The 24261-nt window shown below is 73.0% G+C and carries 24 protein-coding genes; 18 read left to right on the top strand and 6 right to left on the bottom strand.

All coding sequences use genetic code 11. From position 1 onward, the window contains the following. Nucleotides 1-18 precede the first annotated feature (18 nt). The 7 genes from ACFY0O_RS16770 (at nucleotide 19) to ACFY0O_RS16740 (ending at nucleotide 5325) form a co-directional block, all read left to right on the top strand. Entirely contained in the window at nucleotides 19-651 is a 633-nt protein-coding gene (locus tag ACFY0O_RS16770; protein WP_388947426.1) for an MBL fold metallo-hydrolase, read from the top strand. Nucleotides 652-681: 30 nt separating this feature from the next. Continuing rightward, complete coding sequence (locus tag ACFY0O_RS16765) at nucleotides 682-1461, top strand: exodeoxyribonuclease III (RefSeq protein WP_388947425.1); 780 nt, start codon at nucleotides 682-684, stop codon at nucleotides 1459-1461. A 63-nt stretch (nucleotides 1462-1524) separates the two neighbouring features. Further along, nucleotides 1525-1968, top strand: a complete 444-nt coding sequence (locus ACFY0O_RS16760) for a DUF6278 family protein (protein WP_388947424.1) — start codon at nucleotides 1525-1527, stop codon at nucleotides 1966-1968. Between the two features lie 140 nt (nucleotides 1969-2108). After that, nucleotides 2109-2852, top strand: a complete 744-nt coding sequence (locus ACFY0O_RS16755) for an amino acid ABC transporter ATP-binding protein (RefSeq protein WP_388947423.1) — start codon at nucleotides 2109-2111, stop codon at nucleotides 2850-2852. Nucleotides 2853-2862: 10 nt separating this feature from the next. Then, nucleotides 2863-3789, top strand: coding sequence for a glutamate ABC transporter substrate-binding protein (locus ACFY0O_RS16750; RefSeq protein WP_388947422.1), 927 nt, complete (start codon nucleotides 2863-2865; stop codon nucleotides 3787-3789). Between the two features lie 16 nt (nucleotides 3790-3805). Further along, nucleotides 3806-4450, top strand: a complete 645-nt coding sequence (locus ACFY0O_RS16745) for an amino acid ABC transporter permease (protein ID WP_388947421.1) — start codon at nucleotides 3806-3808, stop codon at nucleotides 4448-4450. Next, a complete protein-coding gene (locus ACFY0O_RS16740) occupies nucleotides 4447-5325 on the top strand; it encodes an amino acid ABC transporter permease (RefSeq protein ID WP_388947420.1) in 879 nt (292 codons plus the stop codon). Before ACFY0O_RS16745 ends, ACFY0O_RS16740 begins: the two co-directional genes overlap by 4 nt. A 29-nt stretch (nucleotides 5326-5354) precedes the next feature. Here the strand turns inward: ACFY0O_RS16740 and ACFY0O_RS16735 are convergent, their stop codons facing one another. Next, entirely contained in the window at nucleotides 5355-6947 is a 1593-nt protein-coding gene (locus ACFY0O_RS16735; RefSeq protein ID WP_388947419.1) for an alpha/beta fold hydrolase, read from the bottom strand. Nucleotides 6948-7090: 143 nt separating this feature from the next. Beyond that, nucleotides 7091-8317, bottom strand: a complete 1227-nt coding sequence (locus ACFY0O_RS16730; protein ID WP_388947418.1) for an Ig-like domain-containing protein — start codon at nucleotides 8315-8317, stop codon at nucleotides 7091-7093. Between the two features lie 293 nt (nucleotides 8318-8610). Between ACFY0O_RS16730 and murJ the strand changes: the two genes are divergently transcribed. From murJ to ACFY0O_RS16705, 5 genes are read left to right on the top strand one after another with little or no spacing between them, the layout of a single operon-like run. Further along, nucleotides 8611-10257 (top strand): murein biosynthesis integral membrane protein MurJ, encoded by a 1647-nt coding sequence (gene murJ / locus ACFY0O_RS16725; RefSeq protein WP_388947417.1) that lies wholly within the window; start codon nucleotides 8611-8613, stop codon nucleotides 10255-10257. 42 nt (nucleotides 10258-10299) lie between these two features. Next, nucleotides 10300-10980 carry a response regulator gene (locus ACFY0O_RS16720; RefSeq protein WP_388947416.1) on the top strand — a complete coding sequence of 227 codons (681 nt, stop codon included), beginning with the start codon at nucleotides 10300-10302 and terminating at the stop codon, nucleotides 10978-10980. Between the two features lie 9 nt (nucleotides 10981-10989). Continuing rightward, nucleotides 10990-12453 (top strand): ATP-binding protein, encoded by a 1464-nt coding sequence (locus ACFY0O_RS16715; protein ID WP_388947415.1) that lies wholly within the window; start codon nucleotides 10990-10992, stop codon nucleotides 12451-12453. Next, nucleotides 12450-12956 carry a hypothetical protein gene (locus tag ACFY0O_RS16710; RefSeq protein WP_388947414.1) on the top strand — a complete coding sequence of 169 codons (507 nt, stop codon included), beginning with the start codon at nucleotides 12450-12452 and terminating at the stop codon, nucleotides 12954-12956. Before ACFY0O_RS16715 ends, ACFY0O_RS16710 begins: the two co-directional genes overlap by 4 nt. A 48-nt stretch (nucleotides 12957-13004) precedes the next feature. Next, nucleotides 13005-14351: a cytochrome P450 gene (locus ACFY0O_RS16705; RefSeq protein ID WP_388947413.1), complete on the top strand. Its 1347-nt coding sequence runs from the start codon at nucleotides 13005-13007 to the stop codon at nucleotides 14349-14351. Here the strand turns inward: ACFY0O_RS16705 and ACFY0O_RS16700 are convergent. Continuing rightward, nucleotides 14311-15036, bottom strand: coding sequence for a hypothetical protein (locus ACFY0O_RS16700; RefSeq protein ID WP_388947412.1), 726 nt, complete (start codon nucleotides 15034-15036; stop codon nucleotides 14311-14313). The two genes, ACFY0O_RS16705 and ACFY0O_RS16700, sit on opposite strands and share 41 nt — an antisense overlap. Nucleotides 15037-15137: 101 nt before the next feature. On the opposite strand from ACFY0O_RS16700, the gene ggt reads away from it, so the two are divergent. Next, complete coding sequence (gene ggt / locus ACFY0O_RS16695; RefSeq protein WP_388947411.1) at nucleotides 15138-16949, top strand: gamma-glutamyltransferase; 1812 nt, start codon at nucleotides 15138-15140, stop codon at nucleotides 16947-16949. A gap of 3 nt (nucleotides 16950-16952) precedes the next feature. Here ggt and map read toward each other — a convergent pair whose 3' ends face one another. Continuing rightward, entirely contained in the window at nucleotides 16953-17720 is a 768-nt protein-coding gene (gene map / locus ACFY0O_RS16690) for a type I methionyl aminopeptidase (protein ID WP_388947410.1), read from the bottom strand. Nucleotides 17721-17784: 64 nt separating this feature from the next. On the opposite strand from map, the gene ACFY0O_RS16685 reads away from it, so the two are divergent. Then, nucleotides 17785-18039: a helix-turn-helix transcriptional regulator gene (locus ACFY0O_RS16685; protein ID WP_358894890.1), complete on the top strand. Its 255-nt coding sequence runs from the start codon at nucleotides 17785-17787 to the stop codon at nucleotides 18037-18039. A gap of 308 nt (nucleotides 18040-18347) precedes the next feature. Then, nucleotides 18348-19505 carry a hypothetical protein gene (locus tag ACFY0O_RS16680; RefSeq protein WP_388947409.1) on the top strand — a complete coding sequence of 386 codons (1158 nt, stop codon included), beginning with the start codon at nucleotides 18348-18350 and terminating at the stop codon, nucleotides 19503-19505. Between the two features lie 38 nt (nucleotides 19506-19543). Here the strand turns inward: ACFY0O_RS16680 and ACFY0O_RS16675 are convergent, their stop codons facing one another. After that, nucleotides 19544-19966, bottom strand: coding sequence for a hypothetical protein (locus ACFY0O_RS16675; RefSeq protein ID WP_388947408.1), 423 nt, complete (start codon nucleotides 19964-19966; stop codon nucleotides 19544-19546). A 13-nt stretch (nucleotides 19967-19979) separates the two neighbouring features. Next, nucleotides 19980-20441: a MarR family winged helix-turn-helix transcriptional regulator gene (locus tag ACFY0O_RS16670; protein ID WP_388947407.1), complete on the bottom strand. Its 462-nt coding sequence runs from the start codon at nucleotides 20439-20441 to the stop codon at nucleotides 19980-19982. Between the two features lie 179 nt (nucleotides 20442-20620). On the opposite strand from ACFY0O_RS16670, the gene ACFY0O_RS16665 reads away from it, so the two are divergent. The 3 genes from ACFY0O_RS16665 (at nucleotide 20621) to ACFY0O_RS16655 (ending at nucleotide 24261) form a co-directional block, all read left to right on the top strand. Next, entirely contained in the window at nucleotides 20621-21934 is a 1314-nt protein-coding gene (locus tag ACFY0O_RS16665) for an MFS transporter (protein WP_388947406.1), read from the top strand. A 192-nt stretch (nucleotides 21935-22126) separates the two neighbouring features. After that, on the top strand, nucleotides 22127-22969 hold the full coding sequence (locus ACFY0O_RS16660) for a nitrilase-related carbon-nitrogen hydrolase (protein WP_388947405.1): 843 nt from the start codon (nucleotides 22127-22129) through the stop codon (nucleotides 22967-22969). Continuing rightward, a complete protein-coding gene (locus ACFY0O_RS16655; RefSeq protein WP_388947404.1) occupies nucleotides 22966-24261 on the top strand; it encodes an aspartate aminotransferase family protein in 1296 nt (431 codons plus the stop codon). The genes ACFY0O_RS16660 and ACFY0O_RS16655 overlap by 4 nt, the downstream gene beginning before the upstream one ends.

Raw genomic sequence — 24261 nt, 5'->3', positions numbered from 1 at the left:
CGGCATAGGGTGGGGATCATGAAGCTCACCAAACGGCTGCACTCCTGCGTCCAGTTGGAGAAGGACGGGCAGACGCTCGTCATCGACCCGGGCGCCTTCAGCGAACCGGACGCGGGCCTCGGGGCGGACGCCCTGCTGGTCACCCACGAGCACCCCGACCACTTCGACGAGGGTCGGCTGCGCGCCGCCCTCGACGCCAACCCGGCGGCGGCCCTGTGGACCCTGCGCGGCGTCGCCGAGCGGATGGCCGCCGCCTACCCGGGCCGGGTGCACACCGTCGGGCACGGGGACACCTTCACCGCCGCCGGGTTCGAGGTCCAGGTCCACGGCGAACTGCACGCCGAGATCCACCCGGACATCCCGCGCGTCACCAACGTCGGCTACCTCGTCGAGGGCTCCCTCTTCCATCCCGGGGACGCGCTGACCGTCCCCGGCGCCCCCGTCGACACCCTGATGCTGCCGGTGCACGCCCCCTGGAACAAGATCGCCGAAGTGATCGACTACGTGCGCGAGGTCAAGCCGCGCCGGGCGATCGACATCCACGACGCCTACCTCGCGGACATCGCCCGGCCGATCTACGACACCGCCCTGGCCAACCTCGGCGGCGCCCCCCACAGCAGGCTCGGGGCCGGAGAGAGCGCCGCCCTCTGAGTGTCGGTGCCGGGCGGTAGGTTGGTGGGCATGCGTATCGCCACCTTCAACGTCAACTCGATCACCGCCCGGCTGCCCCGCCTGCTGGCCTGGCTGGAGTCGTCCGGCACCGACGTGCTCTGCGTCCAGGAGACCAAGTGCACGGTCGAGCAGTTCCCGGCCGACGCGCTGCGCGAGCTGGGCTACGAGTCGGCCGTGAACGCCACCGGCCGGTGGAACGGCGTCGCCCTGCTCTCCCGGGTCGGGTTGGAGGACGTCGTCACGGGGCTGCCCGGCGGCCCGGACTACGAGGGCGTGCAGGAGCCCCGCGCCATCTCCGCCACGTGCGGCGGGGTGCGCCTGTGGTCGGTGTACGTGCCCAACGGCCGCGAGGTCGAGCACGACCACTACGGCTACAAGCTGGACTGGTTCCGCGCCCTCACGGCCGCCGTCGCCGAGGACGCGGCCGGTCCCCGCCCCTTCGCGGTGCTCGGCGACTACAACGTGGCCCCCACCGACGAGGACGTGTACGACCCGGCCGTCTTCGAGGGCCTGACCCACGTCACCCCGGCCGAGCGCGCCGCCCTGGAGGCGCTGCGCGGCGCCGGCCTGTCCGACGTGGTGCCGCGCCCCCTCAAGTACGACCGCCCGTACACGTACTGGGACTACCGCCAGCTCTGCTTCCCCAAGAACAGGGGCATGCGCATCGACCTGGTCTACGGCAACGAGCCCTTCGCCAAGGCCGTCAAGGACGCCTACGTGGACCGCGAGGAGCGCAAGGGCAAGGGCGCCTCCGACCACGCCCCGGTCGTGGTCGACCTCGACCTGTAGAAGCCTCCGGAACCGGGGCGCGCCCTGTGGCCAGCGGCGCGTCCGGGTGCCACGCTGGCGGGTATGCGCATCCCCTTCCTGGCCAACTGGCTCCACCGGGACCAGACGGAACACGGCGCCGCGGGACTGGCCGCCTCCCTCGCGGAGGATCCCGAGGGCATCGGCGAACTGTTCGCGGAGTGCGAGCTGCTGCGCGCCCAGGCGAGGTCCGCGGGACTGGAACTGGACCAGACCCCGGACTCGTTGGAGGCCCTCGACCAGCTGATGCCCCGCTGGCGCCGCGACCCGGAGGCGGTGCCCTGGCTCGGCAACGACGCGGGCTTCTACCTCGGGACCGTGATCGTCCGGACCGTGCCCGGTACCGGCTGGCAGATCCGGCCGGGCGGGCAGCCCGTGATCCGGCTGGCCTCGGGGCGGGAGCTGAACGTGGTCGAGTCGGGGGTGTCCTGGGCGATGACCGGATCCCCCGAGCTCAGCCAGGCCTACGCCGAGGCCTCCGAGGGCTGAGCGTGCCGCCGCGCCCCAGGGGCCGCATTAAAGGGGCTATGTGCTTTATGTACCTTTCGGGCGTGTCGCTGTGAAGTGCCCTGTGCGCGCTGGATAGTTTGCGCTGACCTCGACACACCGACAAGTGGGCAGGGCAGCGTATGGCCGTCGAACCGTTGATCGAGCTGCGGGACGTCAACAAGCACTACGGGAATCTGCACGTCCTCCAGGACATCAACCTCACCGTCGGCCGCGGGGAGGTGGTGGTGGTCATCGGCCCCTCCGGCTCCGGGAAGTCCACCCTCTGCCGGACCATCAACCGCCTGGAGACCATCGGATCCGGCGAGATCCTCCTCGACGGCCGGCCGCTGCCCGACGAGGGCAAGGAACTGGCCCAGCTGCGCGCCGAGGTCGGCATGGTCTTCCAGTCCTTCAACCTCTTCGCCCACAAGACCGTCCTCGCCAACGTCTCCCTGGCCCAGGTCAAGGTCAGGAAACGGGGCAGGGAGGAGGCCGACAAGCGCTCCCGCGAGCTCCTGGACCGGGTCGGCCTCGCCGACCAGGCCGAGAAGTTCCCCGCCCAGCTCTCCGGCGGACAGCAGCAGCGCGTGGCCATCGCCCGCGCCCTGGCCATGAACCCCAAGGCCCTGCTCTTCGACGAGCCCACCTCCGCCCTCGACCCCGAGATGATCAACGAGGTGCTGGAGGTCATGCAGCAGCTCGCCGCCGAGGGCATGACCATGGTCGTGGTCACCCACGAGATGGGCTTCGCCCGCTCCGCCGCGAACCGCGTCGTGTTCATGGCGGACGGCAGGATCATCGAGGACCGCACCCCGGAGGCGTTCTTCACCGCCCCGGAGAGCGAACGGGCCAGGGACTTCCTCTCCAAGATCCTCAAGCACTGAGGGCGGCCCGATGAACCACACCCGCCGCGCCCTGCGCGCCCTCGTCCTCGCCGTCGTCGCCCTGGTCCTGCTCGCGGCCGCCTCGGGCTGCGGGAAGAGCGGCAGCCCTCCGGTCAAGGGGCCGCAGCCCGAGGACCTGCCCGTCTACCACGTGGACACCGGCTTCACCCTGCCCGCCTCACCCACCTGGGAGAAGGCCAAGCGGCGCGGCCACCTCGTCGTCGGGGCCAAGGAGGACCAGCCGTACATGGGCGAGAAGGACCCCGCCACCGGCCGCTACTCCGGCTTCGACACCGAGATCGCCAAGATGATGTCCGCCTCGCTCGGCTTCGACCCCAAGACGATCGAGTTCAAGACCATCGCCTCGGCCAACCGCGAGACCGCCCTGCAGAACGGCCAGATCGACTACTACGTGGGCACCTACACCATCAACGACAAGCGCAAGAAGCAGGTCGGCTTCGCCGGGCCCTACTACATGGCCGGCCAGTCCCTGCTGGTCCGCCGGAACGAGAAGGACATCAAGGGCCCCCAGGACCTCGCCGGCAAGCGGGTCTGCTCGGCCGCCGGCTCCACCCCCTACCAGCGTCTCCAGAGCGACTACCCCAAGGCGGTGCTCGTCGCCTACGACACCTACTCGGTGTGCGTGGACAACCTGCTGACCTACCAGGTCGACGCCGTCTCCACCGACGACTCCATCCTCCTCGGCTACGCCGCCAAGGTCCCCGAGGAACTCAAGGTCGTCGGCAAGCCCTTCTCCCGGGAGCCCTACGGCATCGGCGTCCCCCGCTCCGACAACGCCCTGCGCTTCGCCCTCGACGACGCCCTGGAGGCGCACGAGAGGAACGGCGACTGGAAGAAGGCATACGAGGCCACCCTCGGCCTCTCCGGCCGGCCCGCCCCGCAACCGCCCGCCATCGACCGCTACCCCGCGGGCTGAGGGGAGAGCCACCACCATGCACGTACTCACCGAGAACTTCGCCCTCTACGGCAAGGGCTTCCTCGGCACCGTCGAGCTCACCGTCTTCGCCTCGCTGCTCGCCCTGGTCCTCGGCTTCCTGATGGCCTCCTTCCGCGTCGCGCCCGTCGGCTCCTTCCGGGTCTTCGGCACGGTCTGGGTGACCGTGCTGCGCAACACCCCGCTGACCCTGCTGTTCTTCGCCGTGCTGCTGGGGCTGCCGCGCTTCGGACTGGTGCTGCCGTTCCAGCTCTTCGCCGTCCTCGCGCTCGGCTGCTACACCTCGGCCTTCATCTGCGAGGCCCTGCGCTCGGGCATCAACACCGTGCCCAAGGGGCAGGGGGAGGCCGCCCGCAGCCTCGGGATGAACTTCGGGCAGACCCTGGGCACGGTCGTGCTGCCGCAGGCCTTCCGCTCCGTCATCCCGCCCATCGGCTCCACGCTGATCGCCCTCGCCAAGAACTCGGCCATCGCCGGCGCCTTCAGCGTCACCGAGCTGCTGGGCACCTACAAGACCCTCAACGAGCTGGGCTACAGCATCATCTGGACCTTCGTCTGGATCGCCGTCGGCTACCTGATCATCACCCTGTCCATCAGCGCGCTCTTCAACGTGCTGGAGAAGCGCTACGGAGTCGCCCGATGACCGCGCACGCGCTGCACGGGGACCAGCAGTCGACCGCCCTCTACGACCTGCCCGGCCCGAACACCCTGCGCCGCCACTTCCTCTACGGGATCGTCTCGACGGTGGTGATCCTCGGCCTGCTCGCCTGGATCCTCCACCTGCTCTTCGACACCCACCAGTTCACCGGGGCCAAGTGGCGCCCCTTCGCCTACCAGGGCATCCAGGACCTGCTGCTCAAGGGCCTGGGCAACACCCTGAAGGCCTTCGTGTACGCCTCGGTGCTCTCGCTGCTGCTCGGCGCGGTGCTGGCCACCGGACGGCTCTCGGTACACCGGCCGGTGCGCTGGCTGGCGACGCTGTGCGTGGAGTTCTTCCGGGCCATGCCCGTCCTGGTGATGATCTTCTTCATCTTCGTCGCCCTGAAGGTGCAGCCGCTGCCCGCCCTGGTGGCGGGGCTGACCCTGTACAACGGCTCGGTGCTGGCCGAGGTCTTCCGTACGGGCGTCAACTCCGTCGAGCGGGGCCAGCGCGAGGCCGCGTACGCGCTCGGCATGCGCAAGACCCAGGTGATGACCTTCGTGCTGGCGCCGCAGGCGGTGCGGGCGATGCTGCCGACGATCATCAGCCAGCTGGTGGTGGCCCTGAAGGACACCTCGCTGGGCTTCCTGATCACCTACGAGGAGTTCCTGCACGCGGGGAAGCTGATCGCCTCGAACCTGGACTACGACCTGCCGTTCATCCCCGTCGTGATGGTCATCTCGCCGATCTACATCGGGATGTGCATGCTCCTGTCCTGGCTGGCCACCTGGGTGGCCCGGCGGGAGCGCCGCAGCCTCAAGACCAGGGCCGTCGAGGTCGCCCCCGCCGAGCCGGGGCCGGTGCTGCCGGGGAGGTAGGCGCGCGGCCCCCCGGCAGCAGCCGGCGATCACTGCTCGCGCAGGGGCACCGAGACGTACGAGGGGTCGGTGCGCGGCGAGGAGAAGGTCAGCTGCGCGCCGGTGGGGTTGTGCTCGATGTAGAGCGGGTCGACGGTGTCGACGACGAGGGCGAGCCGGTGGCCCTCGGGCACGTCGTAGGCGGTGGAGAAGAGGTCCAGGTCCACGCCGAAGGACTGTCCGGGGGTCTTCCCGTGGAAGGTGTACGGGGCGTTGCTGACCAGTTTGCCGACGCCGAGGGGGCCGACGTCGTAGAGGTAGGCGACGAAGGTCCCGTCGCCCTTGGTGGGGGTGACGGTGGTGTGCAGCCGGACGGTGCCGCGTACGCGGCGCTCCCGCTCGTAGCGCGGGGACTGCCAGACGGCGGCGAAGGCGCGCGGCAGCAGCGGGACGGAGACGACCGGGGGCGCCTTGGCGAACTGGTCGAGGACGCTGGACAGCAGGACGATCCCGCCGTCGGCGCCGGAGTCCACGTTCGCCCGGAGGTGCTCGGTGTCGGCGAGGGGGATCCGCTCCTGGCCGCCGGCGCCGACCGACTTCCAGTCGGGGTAGCCCTCGTAGCCGCCGGTGCTGCGGGACTTGATCCGGACGGGGGCTTCGGTGTCCACCCCGTTGCGCTCGCCCTTGAGGTAGCGGTCGAACCAGCGGTGGGCGTCGGTCCAGGTGTCGTTGGGCAGTCCGAACAGGCCGGTCGCCTCGGCGGTGGCGTGGTCGCCGGGGCGGAACTCCAGCCGCTTGGGGCCGGTGAGCTTCTCGAAGAAGTCCGCGTACTGGTTGGGCGGGAAGACGGTGTCGCCCCAGGCGTTGCCCAGCATGACCGCCGCGCCGTTGGCGTTGATCCGGTCGACCTGCTCGGCGGCGGAGCGCTTCCGGCCCCAGTCGATCATCGACTGCTCGTTCTCCAGCCGGGAGCCCAGGAAGTCGCCGAGGACCTTCTGGAGTTCGGGGCCGGGGCGGCCGGTGAGGTAGCCCGCGGCTCCGAGCAGCCCGGCGGCCTGGAGGTGCTGGGTGCGGCCGGAGTAGATGGACTCGATCAGGTCGGCCCAGCCGCTGAGCGCGACCACGGCCTTGACGCGGGGGTCGTGCGCGGAGGCCAGCAGGCTGATGCCCGCGCCGTAGGAGACCCCGCCCAGGCCCACGTGGTCGGGGTCGGCGGGGGTGTGGGCGAGGGCCCAGTCGATGACGGCGGAGACGTCGGCGACGTCGGCCGGGCCGGCCGTCTCGATCTGCCCGCCGGAGAGCCAGAAGCCCCGTGAGGTGTAACTGACCACGGTGTAGCCGGAGTCGGCCAGTTGCTTGGCCTGGGCGAGGTATTCGATCTGCGGCATGCCCCAGCTGGTGGGGAGCACGATCAGCGGGTACTTCCGGCCCGGCTCGGCGCCGGCCGGGGTGAAGACGTTGCCCTTGAGGGTGATGCCTCCGGAGCCGGGGATGTCGTGGAAGGCCAGGTCCGACGATGACGCCTGGGGGGAGGGCGGCGGGGCGGCGGTTGGGGCCGCCTGGGCCTGGTGGGGGGCCAGGCCCAGCGCGGTGGCCGCGACCAGGGCGGCCGCTGCCGCTGCGGTGTGGGGGCGGGCTCTCATCGAACGCTCCTCGCGTGCGCCGGTGTCCGAAAGTGACCCGACGGTAACGGGAGGGGCTTACTCAAGGTAACCCGCCAGTAAGTTACGTAGCGGTAACAATTGGTGGAACTTCAGGATCCGCCGACGCCCGCACCGGGCCGCGCTCAGCCCGCCTGGGTGGCTCCGGTCAGCGCGCTCTTGGCCTTCCACTGGTCCCAGGGCAGGTTCCACTCGCCGTAGCCGTTGCCGAGGTCCGCCTTGCCCTTCGAGCCGCTGCCGACCACCTCCAGGGGGTCGCCCGGCTGCGCCTGCTCGTAGACGGCCTTGGCGTTGGCGTCGCTCATCCCCACGCAGCCGGAACTGGCGTTGGTCCTGCCGAACTTGTCGTCGTTCCACGGGGCGGCGTGCACGTACATGCCCGACCAGGTCAGCCGCATCGAGTAGTCGACCATCTTGGCGTAGGAGTCGCCGAGGCCCACCGTCTGCGAGTCCATGAAGATGGTGCCCTCCTTCGCCATCAGCACCATCTTCCCGGACCAGGAGGCCTTCTCACCGCCCGGAGTGCCCGCCGAGACGGGAACCGTCTTGACGACCTGGCCGTCCTCGGTGATGGACATCTTCTTGGTGTCGAGGCTGACCTCCATCCGATGGTCCTTGCCTATCTTGAACTCGGTGGTGTAATCGCGGGCGAAGAGTCCGCCGCCGGCGCCGGAGTCCACGCCGTTCAGGTTCATTTCCACCTTCACGTCGGTGCCGGACTTCCAGTAGTCCTTGGGGCGCCAGTCCACCCGGTCGTTGCCGGAATAGTCCTTGACCCAGCCCCAGGAACCCTCGGTGTTGTTCGAGGTGGTCACCTTCAGCTGCTTCTCGACCTCGGCCTTGTTCTTCACCGGATTGTCGAAGACCAGCGAGACCGGCATCGCGACCCCGACCGTGCTGCCCTTCGGGATGTTGATGGAGACCTTGTTCACCTTGTCGGCGGCCGAGGTCTTGAACTGCGTGCCCGCGCTCTGGCTGTCCGTGCTCTGCGCCTCGACCTTGTAGTCCGTGTTCGGTGCGGCGTTGCGGCCCGAGGTCCAGCTCTTGCCGTCGGAGGCGATCTGCCCGGCCAGCTCCCCGCCCTTGCCGTCCGTCACCTTCACCTGGGCCAGCTTGCCGTCGGCGATGGTCACCTTGACCGGCTCGCCCGACTTGACCTGGCCGTCCGTCAGGTTCACCGAAACGGCCATGGGCGCCTTGTTCTTCGCGTCCGCGGCCTTGCCGCCGCCGTTCGCACCGTCGCCGGAGCCGCCCGAGCAGGCGGTCAGCGCGGCGGCCAGCAGTGCGGTGCCGGCGAGCGCGGCATGGCGGACCCGGCGGCGCGGGAGTGCGGTACGGCGTGAGCGGCTCAAGGAAAATCCCTCCGAAGCAATGATCGTCCACAAGGGAGGAGTGAACGGGACGACTTTAGGTTGCGCATTCCCCGGAAAAGACCTTCCCCGGCCTTGTGACGTGGGCCGCAGCGAAACGGTTGCCGAACCGTCACATTCCGCTTCCGAAAGCCGTGTCGGTCCGGATAAAGGACTTCCGGCCCGCGGAAAGGGTCGAACGGCCCCTTCCGGATACGAATTCCGGGGCGGGGGCCGCCGCCCGCGCGGGGTACCCTCCACGTTCGACCCCCGCCCCCGAACCTGGGAGACCGCCCGTGACAGCCACCGACACCAGGCCGGCTCCGGCGGACCAGCCGGCGCCGGCCAAGACCTCGGTGCTGCGCAGCGGCGCCCTCATGGCGGCCGGCTCCGTCGTCTCCCGCGCCACCGGCTTCGTCCGCTCCGCGGTGGTCCTCGCCGCGCTGGGCACCGCGTTCCTCGGTGACGGCTACGCCGTCGCCAACACCGTGCCGAACATCATCTACATGCTGCTCATAGGCGGCGCGCTCAATGCCGTCTTCGTCCCCGAGCTGGTCCGCGCGGCCAAGGAACACCGCGACGGCGGGGCCGCCTACACCGACCGGCTGCTGACCGCCTGCACCGTGGCGCTGCTCGCGCTGACCGCCGCCGCCGTCCTCGCCGCACCGCTGGTCGTGGACGCGTACACCCCCTCCTCCTACACGGACGCGGAGCGCAACACGGTCGTCGCCCTCGCCCGCTTCTGCCTGCCGCAGATCCTCTTCTACGGCCTGTTCACCCTGCTCGGCCAGGTACTGAACGCCCGCGGCCGGTTCGGCGCGATGATGTGGACGCCGGTCCTCAACAACTTCGTGATCATCGCCGTCTTCGGCTGGTTCCTGTACGCCTCCGGCGGCGGCCGGAACGGGCTGACCGCCTCCGAGACGCGGCTGCTGGGCCTCGGCACCACCGCGGGCATCGTCGTCCAGGCCCTCGCCCTGGTCCCCGCCCTGCGCGCCGCCCGCTTCCGCTGGCGCCCCCGCTTCGACTGGCGCGGCAGCGGCCTCACCCGTCCCCTGCGCAACGCGGGCTGGCTGGTCGTGCTCGTGCTCACCAACCAGTTCGCCTACTGGGTGGTGACCAGCCTGTCGACCACCGTCCAGGACCAGCCCGGCGGCGCCGGCTTCGGCTACGCCGCCTACAGCAGCGCCTACCAGCTGTGGATCGTCCCGCAGGGCATCGTCACCGTCTCCCTGGTCACCGCCCTCATGCCCCGGATGAGCGCGGCCGCGGCCGCGGGCGACCTCGGCGCCGTCCGCCGGGACGTCTCCTATGCCCTGCGCTCCAGTGCCGCCCTCGTCCTGCCCGCGGCGACCCTCTTCGCCGCCCTCGCCCCCTGGGTGATGGACTGCGTCTCCGGATACGGCTCCGTCACCACCGAGGGCGTCTCCGCCATGGCCGGCATGCTCATGGCCTTCGCCCCCGGGCTGGTCGCCTACTCCGCCCAGTACGTGCTCGCCCGCGGCTTCTACGCCCTCTCCGACACCCGGACCCCCTTCTTCCTGAACCTGGTCGTCGTGGCCCTCAACGCCGGCCTCTCCTACGCCGCCTACCTGCTGCTGCCCGCCCGCTGGGCGGTCACCGGCATGGCCGCCGCCACCTCCCTCGCCTTCATCGGCGGCGCCGCCGTCACCGCCGCCACCCTCTCCCGCCGGCTCGGCCCGCGCACCGGCCCCCGCGGCGCCACCGCCCTGCACACCCACCTGCGGCTGCTCGCCGCCTGCCTGCCCGCGGCCGCCGCCGGGTACGCGGCCGCCCGCGCCGCCGACGGCCTCGGCGCCTTCGCCGCGGCCGGAGCGGGAACCGCCGCGCTGGCCCTGGTCGTCGTACTCCTCGCCAGGCCCCTGCGCCTGACGGAGATCACCGACCTGCTGGACTCCCTGCGCCGCAAGACCGGCCGGTAGCGGGAGGAAAGGCGGGCAGAACACCTTGGGACACTGGACCGGATGCCACGCGTACTGCTGATCGAGGACGACCCTTCCATCCGGGAAGGCGTCGCCCTCGGCCTACGCCGCAGGGGACACGAGGTCAGAGCAGCCGGCACCGGGGAGGAAGGCCTCGCCCTGACGGGCACCTTCCACCCCGAGCTCGTCCTGCTCGACCTGATGCTCCCCGGGATCAACGGCGTCCAGGTCTGCCGCCGGATCCGCGAGACCAGCCTCGTCCCGATCATCATGCTCACCGCGCGCGGCGACGACTTCGACATCGTCGTCGGCCTGGAGGCCGGGGCCGACGACTACATCGTCAAACCCGCCCGCACCGCGATCATCGAAGCCCGCGTCCGCGCCGTCCTGCGCCGCCGCCCCGCGCCCGGCGGCGGCCTCGGCGTCGAACACCACGGCGAGCTCACCGTCGACCGCGCCGGCCTGACCGTCTCCCGGAACGGCGAACGGCTCGCCCTCGCCCCCAGCGAGATCAAACTGCTCCTCCACCTGTCGGCCGCCCCGGAACAGGTCTTCTCCCGCCAGCAACTGCTGGAGGGCGTGTGGGAGCACAGCTACCACGCCGACGCCCGGCTGGTGGACGCCTGCGTCCGCCGGCTGCGCCACAAGATCGAGGACCCCGCCCACGCCCCCCGCTACATACAGACGGTGCGGGGCTTCGGCTACCGCTTCGGGCCGCTCTAGGAGACCCCTGTGCCCAGCCGCGCGCCGTTCGGCCTGCGCACCCGCCTGATCGCCGCGTTCCTCCTGGTCGCCGCGATCTGCGCGGTCAGCACCGCCGCCCTCACCTACCGGCAGGCGCGCAGCGCCGTCCTCACCCAGAGCCAGGACACCGCCGTCGGCACCCTGCGCGAACAGCTGGAGGCCGTGGCCCTGACCCTCCCGCTGGACCAGCGCCAGCTCCAGCGCGTCGTCGACGACGTCGGCAGGCGCGGCAAGCCCCACCCCTGGGTGGTCTTCGGCGAGTACGGCACCCTGCGCGCCTCCTCCGCCGACCTCGGCGCACCCGTCTCCGACGTCCTCACCGACACCCTGCGCACCCAGGTGTCCACCCACCCCCACGGCGCCTTCCAGCGGGTCACCGACGACCGCGGCGAGCCCTATCTGACCATCGGCATGCCCGCCGTCTTCCTCCACAACGGCGCCCGCGAGGCGACCGGAGCCGTCCTCTACGCCGTCATGCCGCTCTCCACCGAACAGCAGACCGTGGACGCCATGGTCCAGGCCGCCAAGCAGGGCGCCGTCCCGGGCCTGGCGATCTCCGTCGTCCCCGCCCTGCTCGCCGCGCGCAGCGTCCTGCGGCCCGTGCGCGACATGCGCCGCGCCGCCCAGAACCTGGGCCGCGGCCGTCTCGACACCCGGATCGAGGTCCGCGGCGCCGACGAACTGGCCGGCCTCGCCCGCACCTTCAACGAGACCGCGGGAGCCCTGGAGGAGTCCGTGGCCGAACTGCGGGAGGCCGAAGCCCGGGCCCGCCGGTTCGCCGCCGACGTCTCCCACGAACTGCGCACCCCGCTCGCCGGGATGCTCGCCGTCACCGAGGTCCTCGACGAGGACGCCGAACAGCTCGACCCCGACACCGCCAAGGCGCTGCGGCTGATCAGCGCCGAGACCGGCAAACTCGCCGTGCTCGTCGAGGACCTGATGGAGATCTCGCGCTTCGACGCCCGCGCCGCCGGGCTCAACCTGGACGACGTGGACGTGGCCGAGGCCGTGGGCAAGACCCTCCAGCGCCGCCACTGGGACGACGGACGGGTCGTCACCGACCTGCCCGACGGGGTCCGGGCCCGCCTCGACCCCCGCCGCTTCGACGTGGTCCTCGCCAACCTGGTCGGCAACGCGCTGCGGCACGGCGCCGCCCCCGTACGGGTCGCCGTGCGCACCGCCCCCGCGGCGCAGGGGGAGCGGCTCGTCGTGGAGGTCGCCGACAGCGGGCCCGGCATCGGCCCCGAGGTGCTGCCCCACATCTTCGACCGCTTCTTCAAGGCCGACGCCGCCCGCACCCGCTCCGCCGGGAGCGGCCTCGGCCTCGCGATCAGCCAGGAGAACGTCCGGCTGCACGGCGGCACCCTCACCGCCGCCAACACCCCGGAGGGGGCGGACGGCTTCGGGGGAGCGGTGTTCACCCTCGACATGCCGCTGGAGGCCGCCCCGTGAGCCCCCGGCCGCTGCGCCGCCCGGCCGTGGCCGCCGTCCTGCTGGCCCCGCTGCTCGCGGCCACCGCCTGCGGGATCAAGCCCACCGGCGTCGTGGAGAGCGGCGCCGCCGCACGGGTGGCCGTCGCCCGGGCCGGAGCCGCCACGGCCTACTTCGTCACCCACGACGGGCGTCTGGCCCCCACGCCGCTGCCCGAGTACACCCAGGGCGGGCCCCGGGGCAGCGTGATCGGGCTGCTGCGCGGGCCCGGGCCGGCGGAGCAGGACGCGGGGCTGGGCACCCGGGTGCCGGTGCTGGGGGAGGAGGCGGCCGAGGGCGGGGTGAGCGTGACGGTCACCGACCGGCTGGAGGTGAGCCTACCCTTCCCCGTCGCCGGCCTCGGCCCGCTGGGCCGCCGTCAGCTGGTGTGCAGCGCCCTGTCCACGGTGGACCCGGTGTACGAGGTGATCCTGCGCGGCACCGACACGGCCCTGGACCCGGCCCGCTGCGACGCGGGGTACTGACTGACTGTCCCTTGTGGCCGCTGCCCGTGTGGCGGCACCTTGTGGACCATGGAACCCGCCGCACACGATCCCGCCGTTCCCGCCGATCCCGCAGCCCCCTCCGCCTCCCGGGCGCCGGGCGTGCCCGACGTGTTCGACCCGCGCCTGTACGCCGCGGGCGTCCCCCACGAGAGCTACCGGGTGCTGCGCGAGCGGTACCCGGTGGCCTGGCAGGAGGAGCCCGAGGTGGACGGGTGGCCCGCCGGGACCGGCTTCTGGGCCGTCACCCGGCACGCCGACGTCGTCCGCGTCCTGCGCGACCACACCGTGTACTCCTCCTGGCTCGGCGCCACCCAGATCCGCGACCCCGACCCCGCCGACCTGCCCTTCCTGCGCCGCACCATGCTCAACCAGGACCCTTCCCCTCGGCCCTGCGGGCCTGGGGAGACCCCTACCGAGCACGGCCGGCTGCGCCGCCTGGTCTCCCGCGCCTTCACCCCGGGCCGGGTCGACGCCTTCGCCGCCCGCGTCCGCGAGCGCGCCCGTACGCTCCTGGCCGCCGCCCGGGACGGCGCCGAGGACGGCTCCGCCGACCTGGTCCGCGCCGTCACCGACGAGTACGCCCTGCTGAACCTCACCGACCTGCTCGGCGTCCCGGCCGCCGACCGGGGCCTGCTGCTGGAGTGGACCGTACGCGTCATCGGCTACCAGGACCCCGAGGACGCCCCCGCCCCGCTCCTCGGCCCCGACGGCAGGCCGCTCAACCCCCGCTCACCGGCCCTGCTCGGCGAGATGTTCGGCTACGCCCGCGAACTCGCCGCGCACAAGCGCCGCCATCCCGGCGACGACGTGATGACCGTCCTCGCCCAGGGCGGACTCGACCCCGCCGAGCTGGAGATGTTCTTCTTCCTGCTGACCGTCGCCGGGAACGACACCGTCCGCAGCGCGGCCCCCGGCGGCCTCCTCGCCCTGGCCCGCGACCCGGGCGCCTACCGCGCCCTCGCCGACGGCGGCGTCCCGTTCGACCGGGCCGTCGAGGAACTGCTGCGCGTCCACCCGCCGGTGCTCAGCTTCCGCCGCACCGCCGTCCGTGACACCGAACTCGCCGGGACCCCGATCCGCGCCGGGGACAAGGTGGTGGTCTTCCACGCCTCCGCCAACCACGACGCACGCGTCTTCGCCGACCCGCACCGCCTGGACCTCGGCCGCTCCCCGAACCCGCACGTCTCCTTCGGTGACGGCCCGCACGTCTGCCTGGGCGCCCACTTCGCCCGGCTCCAGCTGCGCACCCTCTACGAGGAGTGGCGCACGGCCATGCCCGCGCCCGAACTCGCCGGGGAGCCGCGCCGACTGGTCTCCAACTTCATCAACGGGATCACGCGGCTGCCGCTGCGGGTGTCCGGGCCGCCGGGGTGACGTCCGCGACCAGCTCCGTCACGTCCGGGCCGTACGCGTCGGAGTTGACCACCTTCAGCAGGAGGCAGAAGGGCGCGTCGCGGTAGGTGCGCGCCAGCTCCTCGTGGTGGCGGGCGAGGTAACGGGCCGCGGCCTGGTTGCTGTTGGCCGTCTGCCCCGACAGAAGGAACACCGGGCGTGCGCCCTGGTCCGTCGTCAGCCGCGCCAGCAGCACGTACTCGACCAGGCCCGGCTCCCACCGGTACGCCTCCCCGCCGACGCTGATCGCCCCCCGGTGTTCCTGGTGCGGTTCGGGGGAGAGGTCCACCTGTACCCCCGGCAGCATGGAGCGCAGGTGCGCCACCGTACGGGAGTTGGAGGCGGGCCCGCCGACGCAGAACTCGGCGCGCTCGCCGAACCCCTGGCGCTCCTCGTGGGTGACGATCCGCACCGTCGCCCCGCAGTCCCTGATCAGGGCGGATATCTCCAGCAGCGCGAAGGCGTCGTTGCGGTGCAGCGAGGATTCCGTGCCGCCCATCTGCCGGTTGGCCACGAACAGGCAGTCGGACCCCGCCGGCAGCCCGAAGAAGGCCTGCTTGCGGCGCAGTGCCCTGCGCCACAGGTACGTACGGGTGAACCAGCCGGAACCGCCGCTGATGGCGGTGGCCACCACCCCGAGCACGATGTTGCGCACGTCGTCGTTCATGCGGCGGATGCTAACGGCCGCACCGCCTCCATGACGCGGGGGGTGCGGCGAAGCTAGGCTGCCGGTCCATGGTCTGACAGGCAGTCGACTGGAGGAACCGGATGCGCGCTTCCGCAGCACGTCAGTTAGCGTTCGCAGCCCTCGCCGGGGCGCTCGTCTCCACCGGAGCCGCCGCACCGCCCTCGGCCCCGGCCGCGGCGGAGGCCGCACCGGCCAAGGTGCCGGTGGCCGTCGGCTACGGAGGGGCCGTCGCCAGCGTGGACGCCGACGCCTCGGCGGCCGGGATCGCCGTCCTGCGGGCCGGGGGCAACGCCGTGGACGCGGCCGTCGCCACCGCCGCCGCGCTCGGGGTCACCGAACCCTATTCGGCCGGTGTGGGCGGCGGCGGGTACTTCGTCTACTACGACGCCGCCTCCCACCGGGTGCAGACGATCGACGGCCGTGAGACCGCGCCCGCCACGGCCACCGCGACCCTGTTCCAGGAGAACGGCGCCCCCATCCCCTTCGAGGAGGGCCAGACCAGCGGCCGCAGCGTCGGTGTCCCCGGCACCCCCGCCACCTGGAAGACCGCCCTCGACGCCTGGGGCACCACACCGCTCTCCCAACTCCTGCGCCCGGCCGAGAAGCTGGCCCGTGACGGTTTCACCGTCGATGCCACCTTCCGGGCCCAGACCGAGGCCAACCAGGGCCGGTTCAAGGACTTCCCCGCCACCCGGAAGCTGTTCCTGCCCGGCGGGCAACTCCCGGTCGTCGGCTCGACGTTCAAGAACCCCGACCTCGCCGCCACCTACGCCGAACTCGCCCGCAAGGGCACCGGGGCGCTCTACCGGGGCCCGATCGCCGACGACATCGTCCAGGCCGTGCGCAAGCCCCCCGTCGACCCGGCCGCCACCCGCAAGGTCCGCTCCGGGGACCTGACCGCCGCCGACCTGCGCGCGTACGGGACGAAGCGGCAGGCACCGACCCAGGTGAACTACCGGGGGCTGGACGTCTACAGCATGGCGCCCTCCTCCTCCGGCGGCACCACCGTCGGCGAGGCGCTGAACATCCTGGAGCGCACCGACCTGTCGAAGCTCACCGAGGCCCAGTACCTGCACCGGTTCATCGAGGCCTCCCGGATCTCCTTCGCCGACCGGGGGCGCTGGGTCGGCGACCCGGCCGCCCAGGACGTGCCGACCCGCGAGCTGCTCTCCCAGCGGTTCGCCGACTCGCGCTCCTGCCTCATCCGGCCGGACGCCACCCTGACCAGCCCGCTCGCCCCCGGCGACCCGCGCCACCCGGCGGCCTGCGGCGCCACCGGGCAGACCGCCCCGACCACCTACGAGGGGGAGAACACCACGCACCTGACGGTCGCCGACCGCTGGGGCAACGTGGTCTCGTACACCCTGACCATCGAGTCCACGGGCGGCAGCGCCATCACGGTCCCCGGACGCGGCTTCCTGCTCAACAACGAGCTGACCGACTTCTCCTTCGCCCCGGCCGCCCCCGGCGTCCCGGACCCCAACCTGCCCGGCCCGGGCAAGCGGCCGCGCTCCTCCATGTCCCCGACCATCGTCCTCGACCACGGCCGCCCGGTCCTGGCCGTGGGCTCCCCGGGCGGCGCGACCATCATCACCACCGTCCTGCAGACCCTGACCGGCCATCTGGACCGGGGCCTGCCGCTGGTCGACGCGATCAAGGCGCCGCGCGCCAGCCAGCGCAACCAGACGACGACGGAGCTGGAACCGGCGCTGTGGAACAGCCCGCTGCGCACCGAACTGGAGGGCCTGGGCCAGGCGTTCCGGCAGAACCCGGAGATCGGCGCCGCCACCGGGGTCCAGCGGCTGCCGGACGGCCGCTGGCTGGCGGCCGCCGAGACCACCCGGCGGGGTGGGGGCTCGGCGATGGTCGTCCACCCGCGGGGGAAGCCGTAGCCCTTACGGCGCCGTCAGGATCCTGGGGCCGCCGGCGGTGATCGCGACCGTGTGCTCCACGTGCGCGGCGCGGGAGCCGTCGGTGGTGCGCAGGGTCCAGCCGTCGGGGTCGCAGACGTAGTCGTCCCCGCCGCCCGCGATCAGCATCGGCTCGATCGCCAGGACCATGCCGGGGCGCAGCCGCATGCCCTGCCCCGGCGGCCCCTCGTTGGGGACGCCGGGGTCCTCGTGCATGCTCCGGCCCACGCCGTGCCCGCCGAAGCCCTCCGGGATGCCGTAGCCGGCGGCGCGGCAGACGCTGCCGACGGCGTGCGCGATGTCGCCGATCCGGTTGCCGGGGACGGCGGCGGCGATGCCGGCCGCGAGGGCCGCCTCGGCGGTGGCGATCAGCCGCAGGTCGGCGGGGCGGGCCCGGCCGACGCTGAAGCTGACCGCCGCGTCCCCGACCCAGCCGCGCAGCCTGGCCCCGCAGTCGATGCTGACCAGGTCGCCTTCGCGCAGCCGGTAGCCGCCCGGGACCCCGTGCACGATCGCGTCGTTCACCGAGGCGCAGACGACCCCCGGGAAGGGCACCGGCGCGAAGTGGGGGCGGTAGCCGAGGAAGGGGGAGGTGGCCCGCGCCTCGCGCAGGACGGCGCGGGCCACCGCGTCCAGCTCCAGGAGGGAGACCCCGACGCGGGCCGCCTCCCGTACGGCCGTCAGGGCGTGCGCCACCACTCGGCCCGCGGCACGCATCTCGTCGATCGCTCGGTCTGTCTTCAAGTGCACCATGCCGATAACTATACCGGTATAAGTTTAACGGGATAGTTATGGGCGCGCGGGGTAGGATGGGGGCATGGTGCGAACCCCCCTGACCCCGGAAGAGCGTGAGCGCGGCGAGCGGCTGGGCGCGCTGCTGCGCGAGGCGCGCGGCGGCCGCAGCATGGTCGAGGTCGCCGCCGGCGCCGGCCTCTCGCCCGAGACCCTGCGCAAGATCGAGACGGGCCGGGCGCCGACCCCCGCCTTCTTCACGGTGGCGGCCCTGGCCGGGACGCTGGGCCTCTCCCTGGACGAGGTCATCCGTCGCTGCGCACTGGTCCCGGCCGCCTGACGCCCGGGGCCCCTCGGGGGTCGTCTCCGGCGGCCGGACGGCGCAACGGGTGATCGGTGCGGTCCGGTCCGGGGCAAGGGTGGAGGCGTGTCGACCAGGAACTCGTCCAAGCGGCTCGGTCTCGCGCTCCTCGGTGCCGTCCTGGCGGCCGGCCTGCTGGCCGCCGCCTGCTCCACTCCGGCGGACGCGGGCTCGCCGTCAAGGTTTGAGACTCCCGTAGCGCGCCCGTAACGCTGGTGCGGTGCACTGCGGGGATGGAGACGCCGACTGCGCTCGTGATCGGTCAACTCACCGCATACTTACGGGAGTTGACGCGGAGACTGGACCCCGGGGCCGGCTGGTACGGGGAGTTCCTGCGGCGGGACCCGGAGGGGATGCGGGCCTGCCTCGACGGGGTCGCCCTACCGCCGTGGGACGTACTGGAGTCCCTCCTGCTGGACCTGCCGGGGGCGCCGGGGACCACCGCGCGGGAAGCGGCGTACGCGGCGGGGCTGCGGGCCGCCGCCGTCGCCGTGTGGGACGTACGGCCCGAGGGGGCGCGGGAGCTGCGGAGCCTGCTGGCCACGGCGGCCGAGCAGCGGGCCGCCGCGGAGGAGGCCGTGCGGACCCTGACCGCGCGGCTCGACGCCACGGCCGATCCGGAGCGGGCGCAGACCCTGTCCCGCGAACTGGCGTGGACCCACGACGACGCCGTCCGGGCGGCGTCCCGGCAGGCGGACCTCCAGGCCCGGCTCTCCGCCCTCCCGCTCCCGGCCGTCCCCCGCCAGCGCGCCCCGTTCCCCACCCCCCGACCGACCGCCCCACCCGCCGCGCCCCTCACCCCGCAGCCCGCCCCACACGAGCCCCCGCCCACTGCCGACCCCACCGGCTCCGCGCCCGCCAGCGCCGCGTCTGCGGGGGCCGTGCCGCCCGGGGCCGGGCCCGTGGGGGCGGTGGCCGCCGGGGGCCCGCGGGGGGCCTTCGTGGATGGGTTGCTCACACTGCGGGCGCAGGGGCGCAGTGGCGAGGCGCACGCCCTGCTGTGCGAGGCGGCCCTGTGGCCGCCCGGGGAGCTGCCCGGCCTCGCCGAGGAGCTCGGGCACGCCGGGCTGGCCGCCGACTGGGCCACCCTCCTGTGGGAGGCCGCCTCACTCCCGCCGGACCGGCTCGCCGCGGCCGCCGGGGCCCTGGGGGAGGCCGGCCGGGAGGACGACGCGGCCCGGCTGCTGCGCCAGGGCGTGGCGCGCCCGGCCGTCGAGGTCGCCGCGACCGCCCTCGCCCTCGGCGCGGCCGGCCACGACCGCGAGACCCGGGCCCTGCTGGAGGCCTACGTCCGGCTGCGCACCGCCGACGAGACCGCCGCCCTGGCCCGCCACGACCCGCACTGGCTCACCCCCCGCCTGCTCCGGGCCGCCCGCGCCCTCTCCGCCAACCGCCACCGCGACCTCGCCCACGCGCTGCGCGCGGCCGGGCTCCCGGCGGCCTGAGGGGCACCCGGGAGCGCGTCCGGGAGCGGTCCGGGCCACTACGGCGCGGCCGCCTCCAGGACCCGCTTGAGTTCGGCGAGCTCGGTGTCGACCAGGGCGGTCTGCTCGTCGAAGGACGCGTCCGTGAAGCCGGGCGGCTGGAAGAAGGTGATCATGAACTCGGCGCCCTCGCCGTTCGGCACCACGCGGGCGGGGACCCGCCAGGCGGCCTCGGCGTCCACGTAGTCGTGGTCGAGCACCCCCAGTGCGGCGTCGCCCCGGATCCTCAGCCGGGCGGTGCCGCGGGGGGTGGTCATCAGCCACCAGTCGGGGTCGTCGGTGGCCTCGACGGCCTGGACGTTGACGACGGCCCAGGCGGGCCAGTTCGCCGGATCGGCCACGAAGTCGAAGACGGCCCCGGGCGTGCGCCGGATGCCGACGGTCTTGGTCACCGAGCGGGCGGTGGTCGGCAGGATGTTCATGATGGGGCCCCTTTCAGGGGGAGGGGGGTGCCGCGTGGTCGCGCCGCCCTTCGTCCACCAGGGCGCGGATCCAGTCCTCCAGGTGGCGGCGCCGGTCGGGCGCGAGCGCGGCGAAGAAGTGGGCGTCGTTGCGGTCGGCGATCTCCGCGAGCCGCGGCACGAGGTCGCGGCCGCTCTCGGTGAGGGTCAGGCGCAGGGTGCGCCGGGACGCCGGGTCCGGCTCGCGGGCCATCAGGCCCTTGGCAGCCAGCCGGTCGACCAGCCGGGAGACGGCTCCGGCGTCGATGTCGACGTACCGGGCCACCTCCCGGGTGGTCGTGGCGTCCCCGCGGTGGACGGTGATGAGCACCGCCCACTGCGAGACGGTCACGCCGTGCTCGGCGAGCTGCCGCTCGAAGCGGCCGTGCACCTCGTCGGAGAGCCGGCGCAGCCAGTACCCGAGGTGGTCGCGCAGTCCACTGGTCCGTTCTGTCACTCCTCCAGGCTGCATGCCGCGACAACTGTTGTCAAGACAACAGTAAGTACCGGGGTCTCCGCCCCGGTCGCGGCCGAGATGCGCCCCCGCCCGCCGGCGCCGACCATGAGGGGCGTCACCGCACTCCGCGGGCCCGACCGGCTCGCCCGATGCCCGAGCGGCGGTCTGGGAGCGTGCCGATGGCCGGTCACGAGGACACGGAAGTCGCCGCCGCGACGGGCGGCGGACCCACCGCACCGGGGCCGGCCGCACCCGGCCGGGCCGCAGGCGGCCCGGCCGCCCCCGCCGCCCCCGCCGCGGCCGGACCCGCTCCCGGGGCGGAGCGGCCCTCGTCCGCCGCCTGGCTCAACCTCGCCGTCGCCACCGTCGGGTTCACCCTCACCTTCTGGGCCTGGGACCTCGTCGCCCCGCTGGCGAGCGATCTCGACGAGCGGCTGCACATGAGCTCCCTCGCCCAGTCCGTGCTGGTCGCCCTGCCCGTCCTGGTCGGCTCGGTCGGCCGGGTGCCGGTCGGGGCCCTGACCGACCGTTTCGGCGCCCGGCGGATGTTCCCGCTGGTCAGCGCCCTGACCATCGTGCCCGTCCTGCTGCTCGTTCCCGCCAAGGGCTCGTACGGGGCCCTGCTCGCGGTCGGCTTCCTCCTGGGCCTGGGCGGCACGACCTTCGCCATCGGCGTCCCCCTGGTCAACTCCTGGTTCCCGCCCCGGCACCGCGGCGCGGCCCTCGGCGTCTTCGGCATGGGCACGGGCGGCGTCGCCCTGTCGGGCTACTTCACTCCGCGGATGTACCGGCACGGCGAGAACCTGCCGTTCCTCGTCCTGGCCGCCGCCCTGGCCGGGTACGCCCTGCTCGCCGCCCTCCTGCTGCGCGACCGGCCCGGACGGCCCGTGCCGACGACCCCCCTGGCCGCCCGGCTGGCCGCCGCCGGCCGGCTGCGCGTGACGTGGGAACTGTCGGCCCTGTACGCGATCGGCTTCGGCGGGATCGTGGCGTTCGGGGTGTACCTGCCGACCTACCTCAAGACCTGGTACGGCCTCGGCGCGACCGACGCCGGCACCAGGGCCGCCGGATTCGCCCTGGTCACCGTGGTGTTCCGGCCGATCGGCGGCTGGCTGGCGGACCGGGTCCACCCGGCCGTGGTGACGGCCTGGGCGCTGGGCGCGGTGGCCGTCCTCGCGGTCCTCCAGGCCTTCGACCCGGCGCTGGTGCCCACCGCCACGGTCTGCCTGCTCCTCATGGCCGCCGGACTGGGCACGGCCGGCGGCGCCGTGTTCGCCCTGGTCTCCCGGGTGACCCCGCAGCCGAGCGTCGGCAGCGTCACCGGGATCGTGGGCGCCGTGGGCGGCCTGGGCGGCTTCGTCCCGCCGCTGGTCATGGGTGCCGTCTACAGCGCCCAGTCCTCCTACTCCATCGGCTTCATGCTGCTGTCCGACCTCGCGCTGGCCGGCTGCGTCTACGCGTACGGCCGGATGCGCACCGCCGGATCCGGCTGATCCCACCCCGCGCCAAACGTCCATCGGGTGACCGCAAACAACCGCGGACGACCGCCCGGCGACGTAACTTGATCGACTACTCCAACCGCGCACGGCGCTCTTGCCCCACGCTGAACCGGGGCCTACCTTCGACTCCCTACGCACACCGTCTACGTGCGTAGAAGTCGGCGGTACCGTCGCGAGGAGCAGCTCATGGCCCAAGTCGTCCGCGCCGCACTCGTCCAGGCCACCTGGACCGGAGACACCGAGTCGATGATCGCCAAGCACGAGGAGCACGCCCGCAGGGCGGCCGCCCAGGGCGCGCGGATCATCGGCTTCCAGGAGGTGTTCAACGCCCCCTACTTCTGCCAGGTCCAGGAGCCCGAGCACTACCGCTGGGCCGAGCCCGTCCCCGACGGCCCCACCGTCCGCCGGATGCAGGAACTGGCCCGCGAGACCGGGATGGTGATCGTCGTCCCGGTCTTCGAGAAGGAGAGCGAGGGCTTCTACTACAACACCGCCGCCGTCATCGACGCCGACGGCAGCTACCTCGGCAAGTACCGCAAGCACCACATCCCCCAGGTCAAGGGCTTCTGGGAGAAGTACTACTTCCGCCCCGGCAACCTCGGCTGGCCCGTCTTCGACACCGCCGTCGGCCGCGTCGGCGTCTACATCTGCTACGACCGCCACTTCCCCGAGGGCTGGCGCCAACTCGGCCTGGCCGGGGCCCAGCTGGTCTACAACCCGTCCGCCACCTCCCGCGGCCTGTCCGCCTACCTGTGGCAGCTGGAACAGCCGGCGTCCGCCGTCGCCAACGAGTACTTCGTCGCCGCCATCAACCGCGTCGGCCAGGAGGAGTACGGCGACAACGACTTCTACGGCACCAGCTACTTCGTCGACCCCCGGGGCCAGTTCGTCGGCGAGGTCGCCAGCGACAAGGAGGAGGAACTCCTCGTCCGGGACCTCGACTTCGACCTGATCAAGGAGGTCCGCGACCAGTGGGCCTTCTACCGCGACCGCCGCCCCGACGCCTACGGAGGGCTCGTTCAGCCGTGACCAACCCCACCCCCCTGCACAGCCGCCACCGCACCGTCCTGCCCGACTGGCTCGCGCTCTACTACGACCGCCCCATCGAGCTCACCCACGGCGAGGGCCGCCACGTCTGGGACGCCGACGGCAACCGGTACCTCGACTTCTTCGGCGGCATCCTCACCACCATGACCGCCCACGCCCTGCCCGAGGTCACCAAGGCCGTCTCCGAGCAGGCCGGGCGGATCATCCACTCCTCCACCCTCTACCTCAACCGGCCCATGATCGAGCTGGCCGAACGGACCGCCGCCCTGTCCGGCATCCCCGACGCCCGGGTCTTCTTCACCACCTCCGGCACCGAGGCCAACGACGCCGCCCTGCTGCTCGCCACCACGTACCGCCGCTCCAACCAGATCCTGGCGATGCGCAACAGCTACCACGGCCGGTCCTTCTCCACCGTCGGCATCACCGGCAACCGCGGCTGGTCCCCGACCAGCCTCTCCCCGCTCCAGACGTACTACGTCCACGGCGCCGTCCGCACCCGCGGCCCCTTCGCCGCCCTCGACGACGCCGCCTTCACCGCCGCGGCCGTCGCCGACCTGGAGGACGTGCTCGGCCAGGCCCGCGGGGGAGTGGCCGCCCTCATCGCCGAACCGGTCCAGGGCGTCGGCGGCTTCACCTCACCCCCCGACGGGCTCTACGGGGCCTTCCGCGAGGTCCTCAACCGGCACGGCATCCTCTGGATCAGCGACGAGGTGCAGACCGGCTGGGGCCGCACCGGCGACCACTTCTGGGGCTGGCAGGCCCACGCGCAGAGCGGCCCGCCCGACATGCTCACCTTCGCCAAGGGCATCGGCAACGGCATGTCCATCGGCGGGGTCGTCGCCCGCGCCGAGGTGATGAACTGCCTCGACGCGAACTCCATCTCCACCTTCGGCGGTTCCCCGGTGACGATGGCCGCCGGCCTCGCCAACCTCGCCTACCTCCTGGACCACGACCTCCAGGGCAACGCCCGCCGCGTCGGCGGCCTCCTCCTGGAGCGGCTGCGCGCCCTCGCCGCCGCCTCGCCCGCCGTACGGGAGGTCCGCGGCCGGGGCCTGATGGCCGGACTGGAGCTCACCGAGCCCGGCACCGACCGCGCCGACCCGCAGGCGGCCGCCACCGTCCTGGAGGCGGCCCGCGCGGGCGGCCTGCTCATCGGCAAGGGCGGCGGACACGACACCAGCGTGCTGCGCATCGCGCCGCCGCTCTCCCTCACCGTCGCCGAGGCGGAAGAGGGGGCCGAGATCCTCGGACAGGCGCTCCGCAGCATCGAGTAG

The organism is Streptomyces sp. NPDC001594, from assembly GCF_042893675.1.
Classification (GTDB): domain Bacteria; phylum Actinomycetota; class Actinomycetes; order Streptomycetales; family Streptomycetaceae; genus Streptomyces.
This window is presented reverse-complemented; position numbering and strand designations above follow the sequence as displayed.

Coding starts and splice junctions, on each gene's coding strand:
- ACFY0O_RS16770 (WP_388947426.1), top strand. CDS start 19: ATGAAGCTCACCAAACGGCTGCACTCCTGCGTCCAGTTGGAGAAGGAC.
- ACFY0O_RS16765 (WP_388947425.1), top strand. CDS start 682: ATGCGTATCGCCACCTTCAACGTCAACTCGATCACCGCCCGGCTGCCC.
- ACFY0O_RS16760 (WP_388947424.1), top strand. CDS start 1,525: ATGCGCATCCCCTTCCTGGCCAACTGGCTCCACCGGGACCAGACGGAA.
- ACFY0O_RS16755 (WP_388947423.1), top strand. CDS start 2,109: ATGGCCGTCGAACCGTTGATCGAGCTGCGGGACGTCAACAAGCACTAC.
- ACFY0O_RS16750 (WP_388947422.1), top strand. CDS start 2,863: ATGAACCACACCCGCCGCGCCCTGCGCGCCCTCGTCCTCGCCGTCGTC.
- ACFY0O_RS16745 (WP_388947421.1), top strand. CDS start 3,806: ATGCACGTACTCACCGAGAACTTCGCCCTCTACGGCAAGGGCTTCCTC.
- ACFY0O_RS16740 (WP_388947420.1), top strand. CDS start 4,447: ATGACCGCGCACGCGCTGCACGGGGACCAGCAGTCGACCGCCCTCTAC.
- ACFY0O_RS16735 (WP_388947419.1), bottom strand. CDS start 6,947: ATGAGAGCCCGCCCCCACACCGCAGCGGCAGCGGCCGCCCTGGTCGCG.
- ACFY0O_RS16720 (WP_388947416.1), top strand. CDS start 10,300: ATGCCACGCGTACTGCTGATCGAGGACGACCCTTCCATCCGGGAAGGC.
- ACFY0O_RS16705 (WP_388947413.1), top strand. CDS start 13,005: ATGGAACCCGCCGCACACGATCCCGCCGTTCCCGCCGATCCCGCAGCC.
- ACFY0O_RS16700 (WP_388947412.1), bottom strand. CDS start 15,036: ATGAACGACGACGTGCGCAACATCGTGCTCGGGGTGGTGGCCACCGCC.
- ggt (WP_388947411.1), top strand. CDS start 15,138: ATGCGCGCTTCCGCAGCACGTCAGTTAGCGTTCGCAGCCCTCGCCGGG.
- map (WP_388947410.1), bottom strand. CDS start 17,720: ATGGTGCACTTGAAGACAGACCGAGCGATCGACGAGATGCGTGCCGCG.
- ACFY0O_RS16685 (WP_358894890.1), top strand. CDS start 17,785: ATGGTGCGAACCCCCCTGACCCCGGAAGAGCGTGAGCGCGGCGAGCGG.
- ACFY0O_RS16675 (WP_388947408.1), bottom strand. CDS start 19,966: ATGAACATCCTGCCGACCACCGCCCGCTCGGTGACCAAGACCGTCGGC.
- ACFY0O_RS16665 (WP_388947406.1), top strand. CDS start 20,621: ATGGCCGGTCACGAGGACACGGAAGTCGCCGCCGCGACGGGCGGCGGA.
- ACFY0O_RS16660 (WP_388947405.1), top strand. CDS start 22,127: ATGGCCCAAGTCGTCCGCGCCGCACTCGTCCAGGCCACCTGGACCGGA.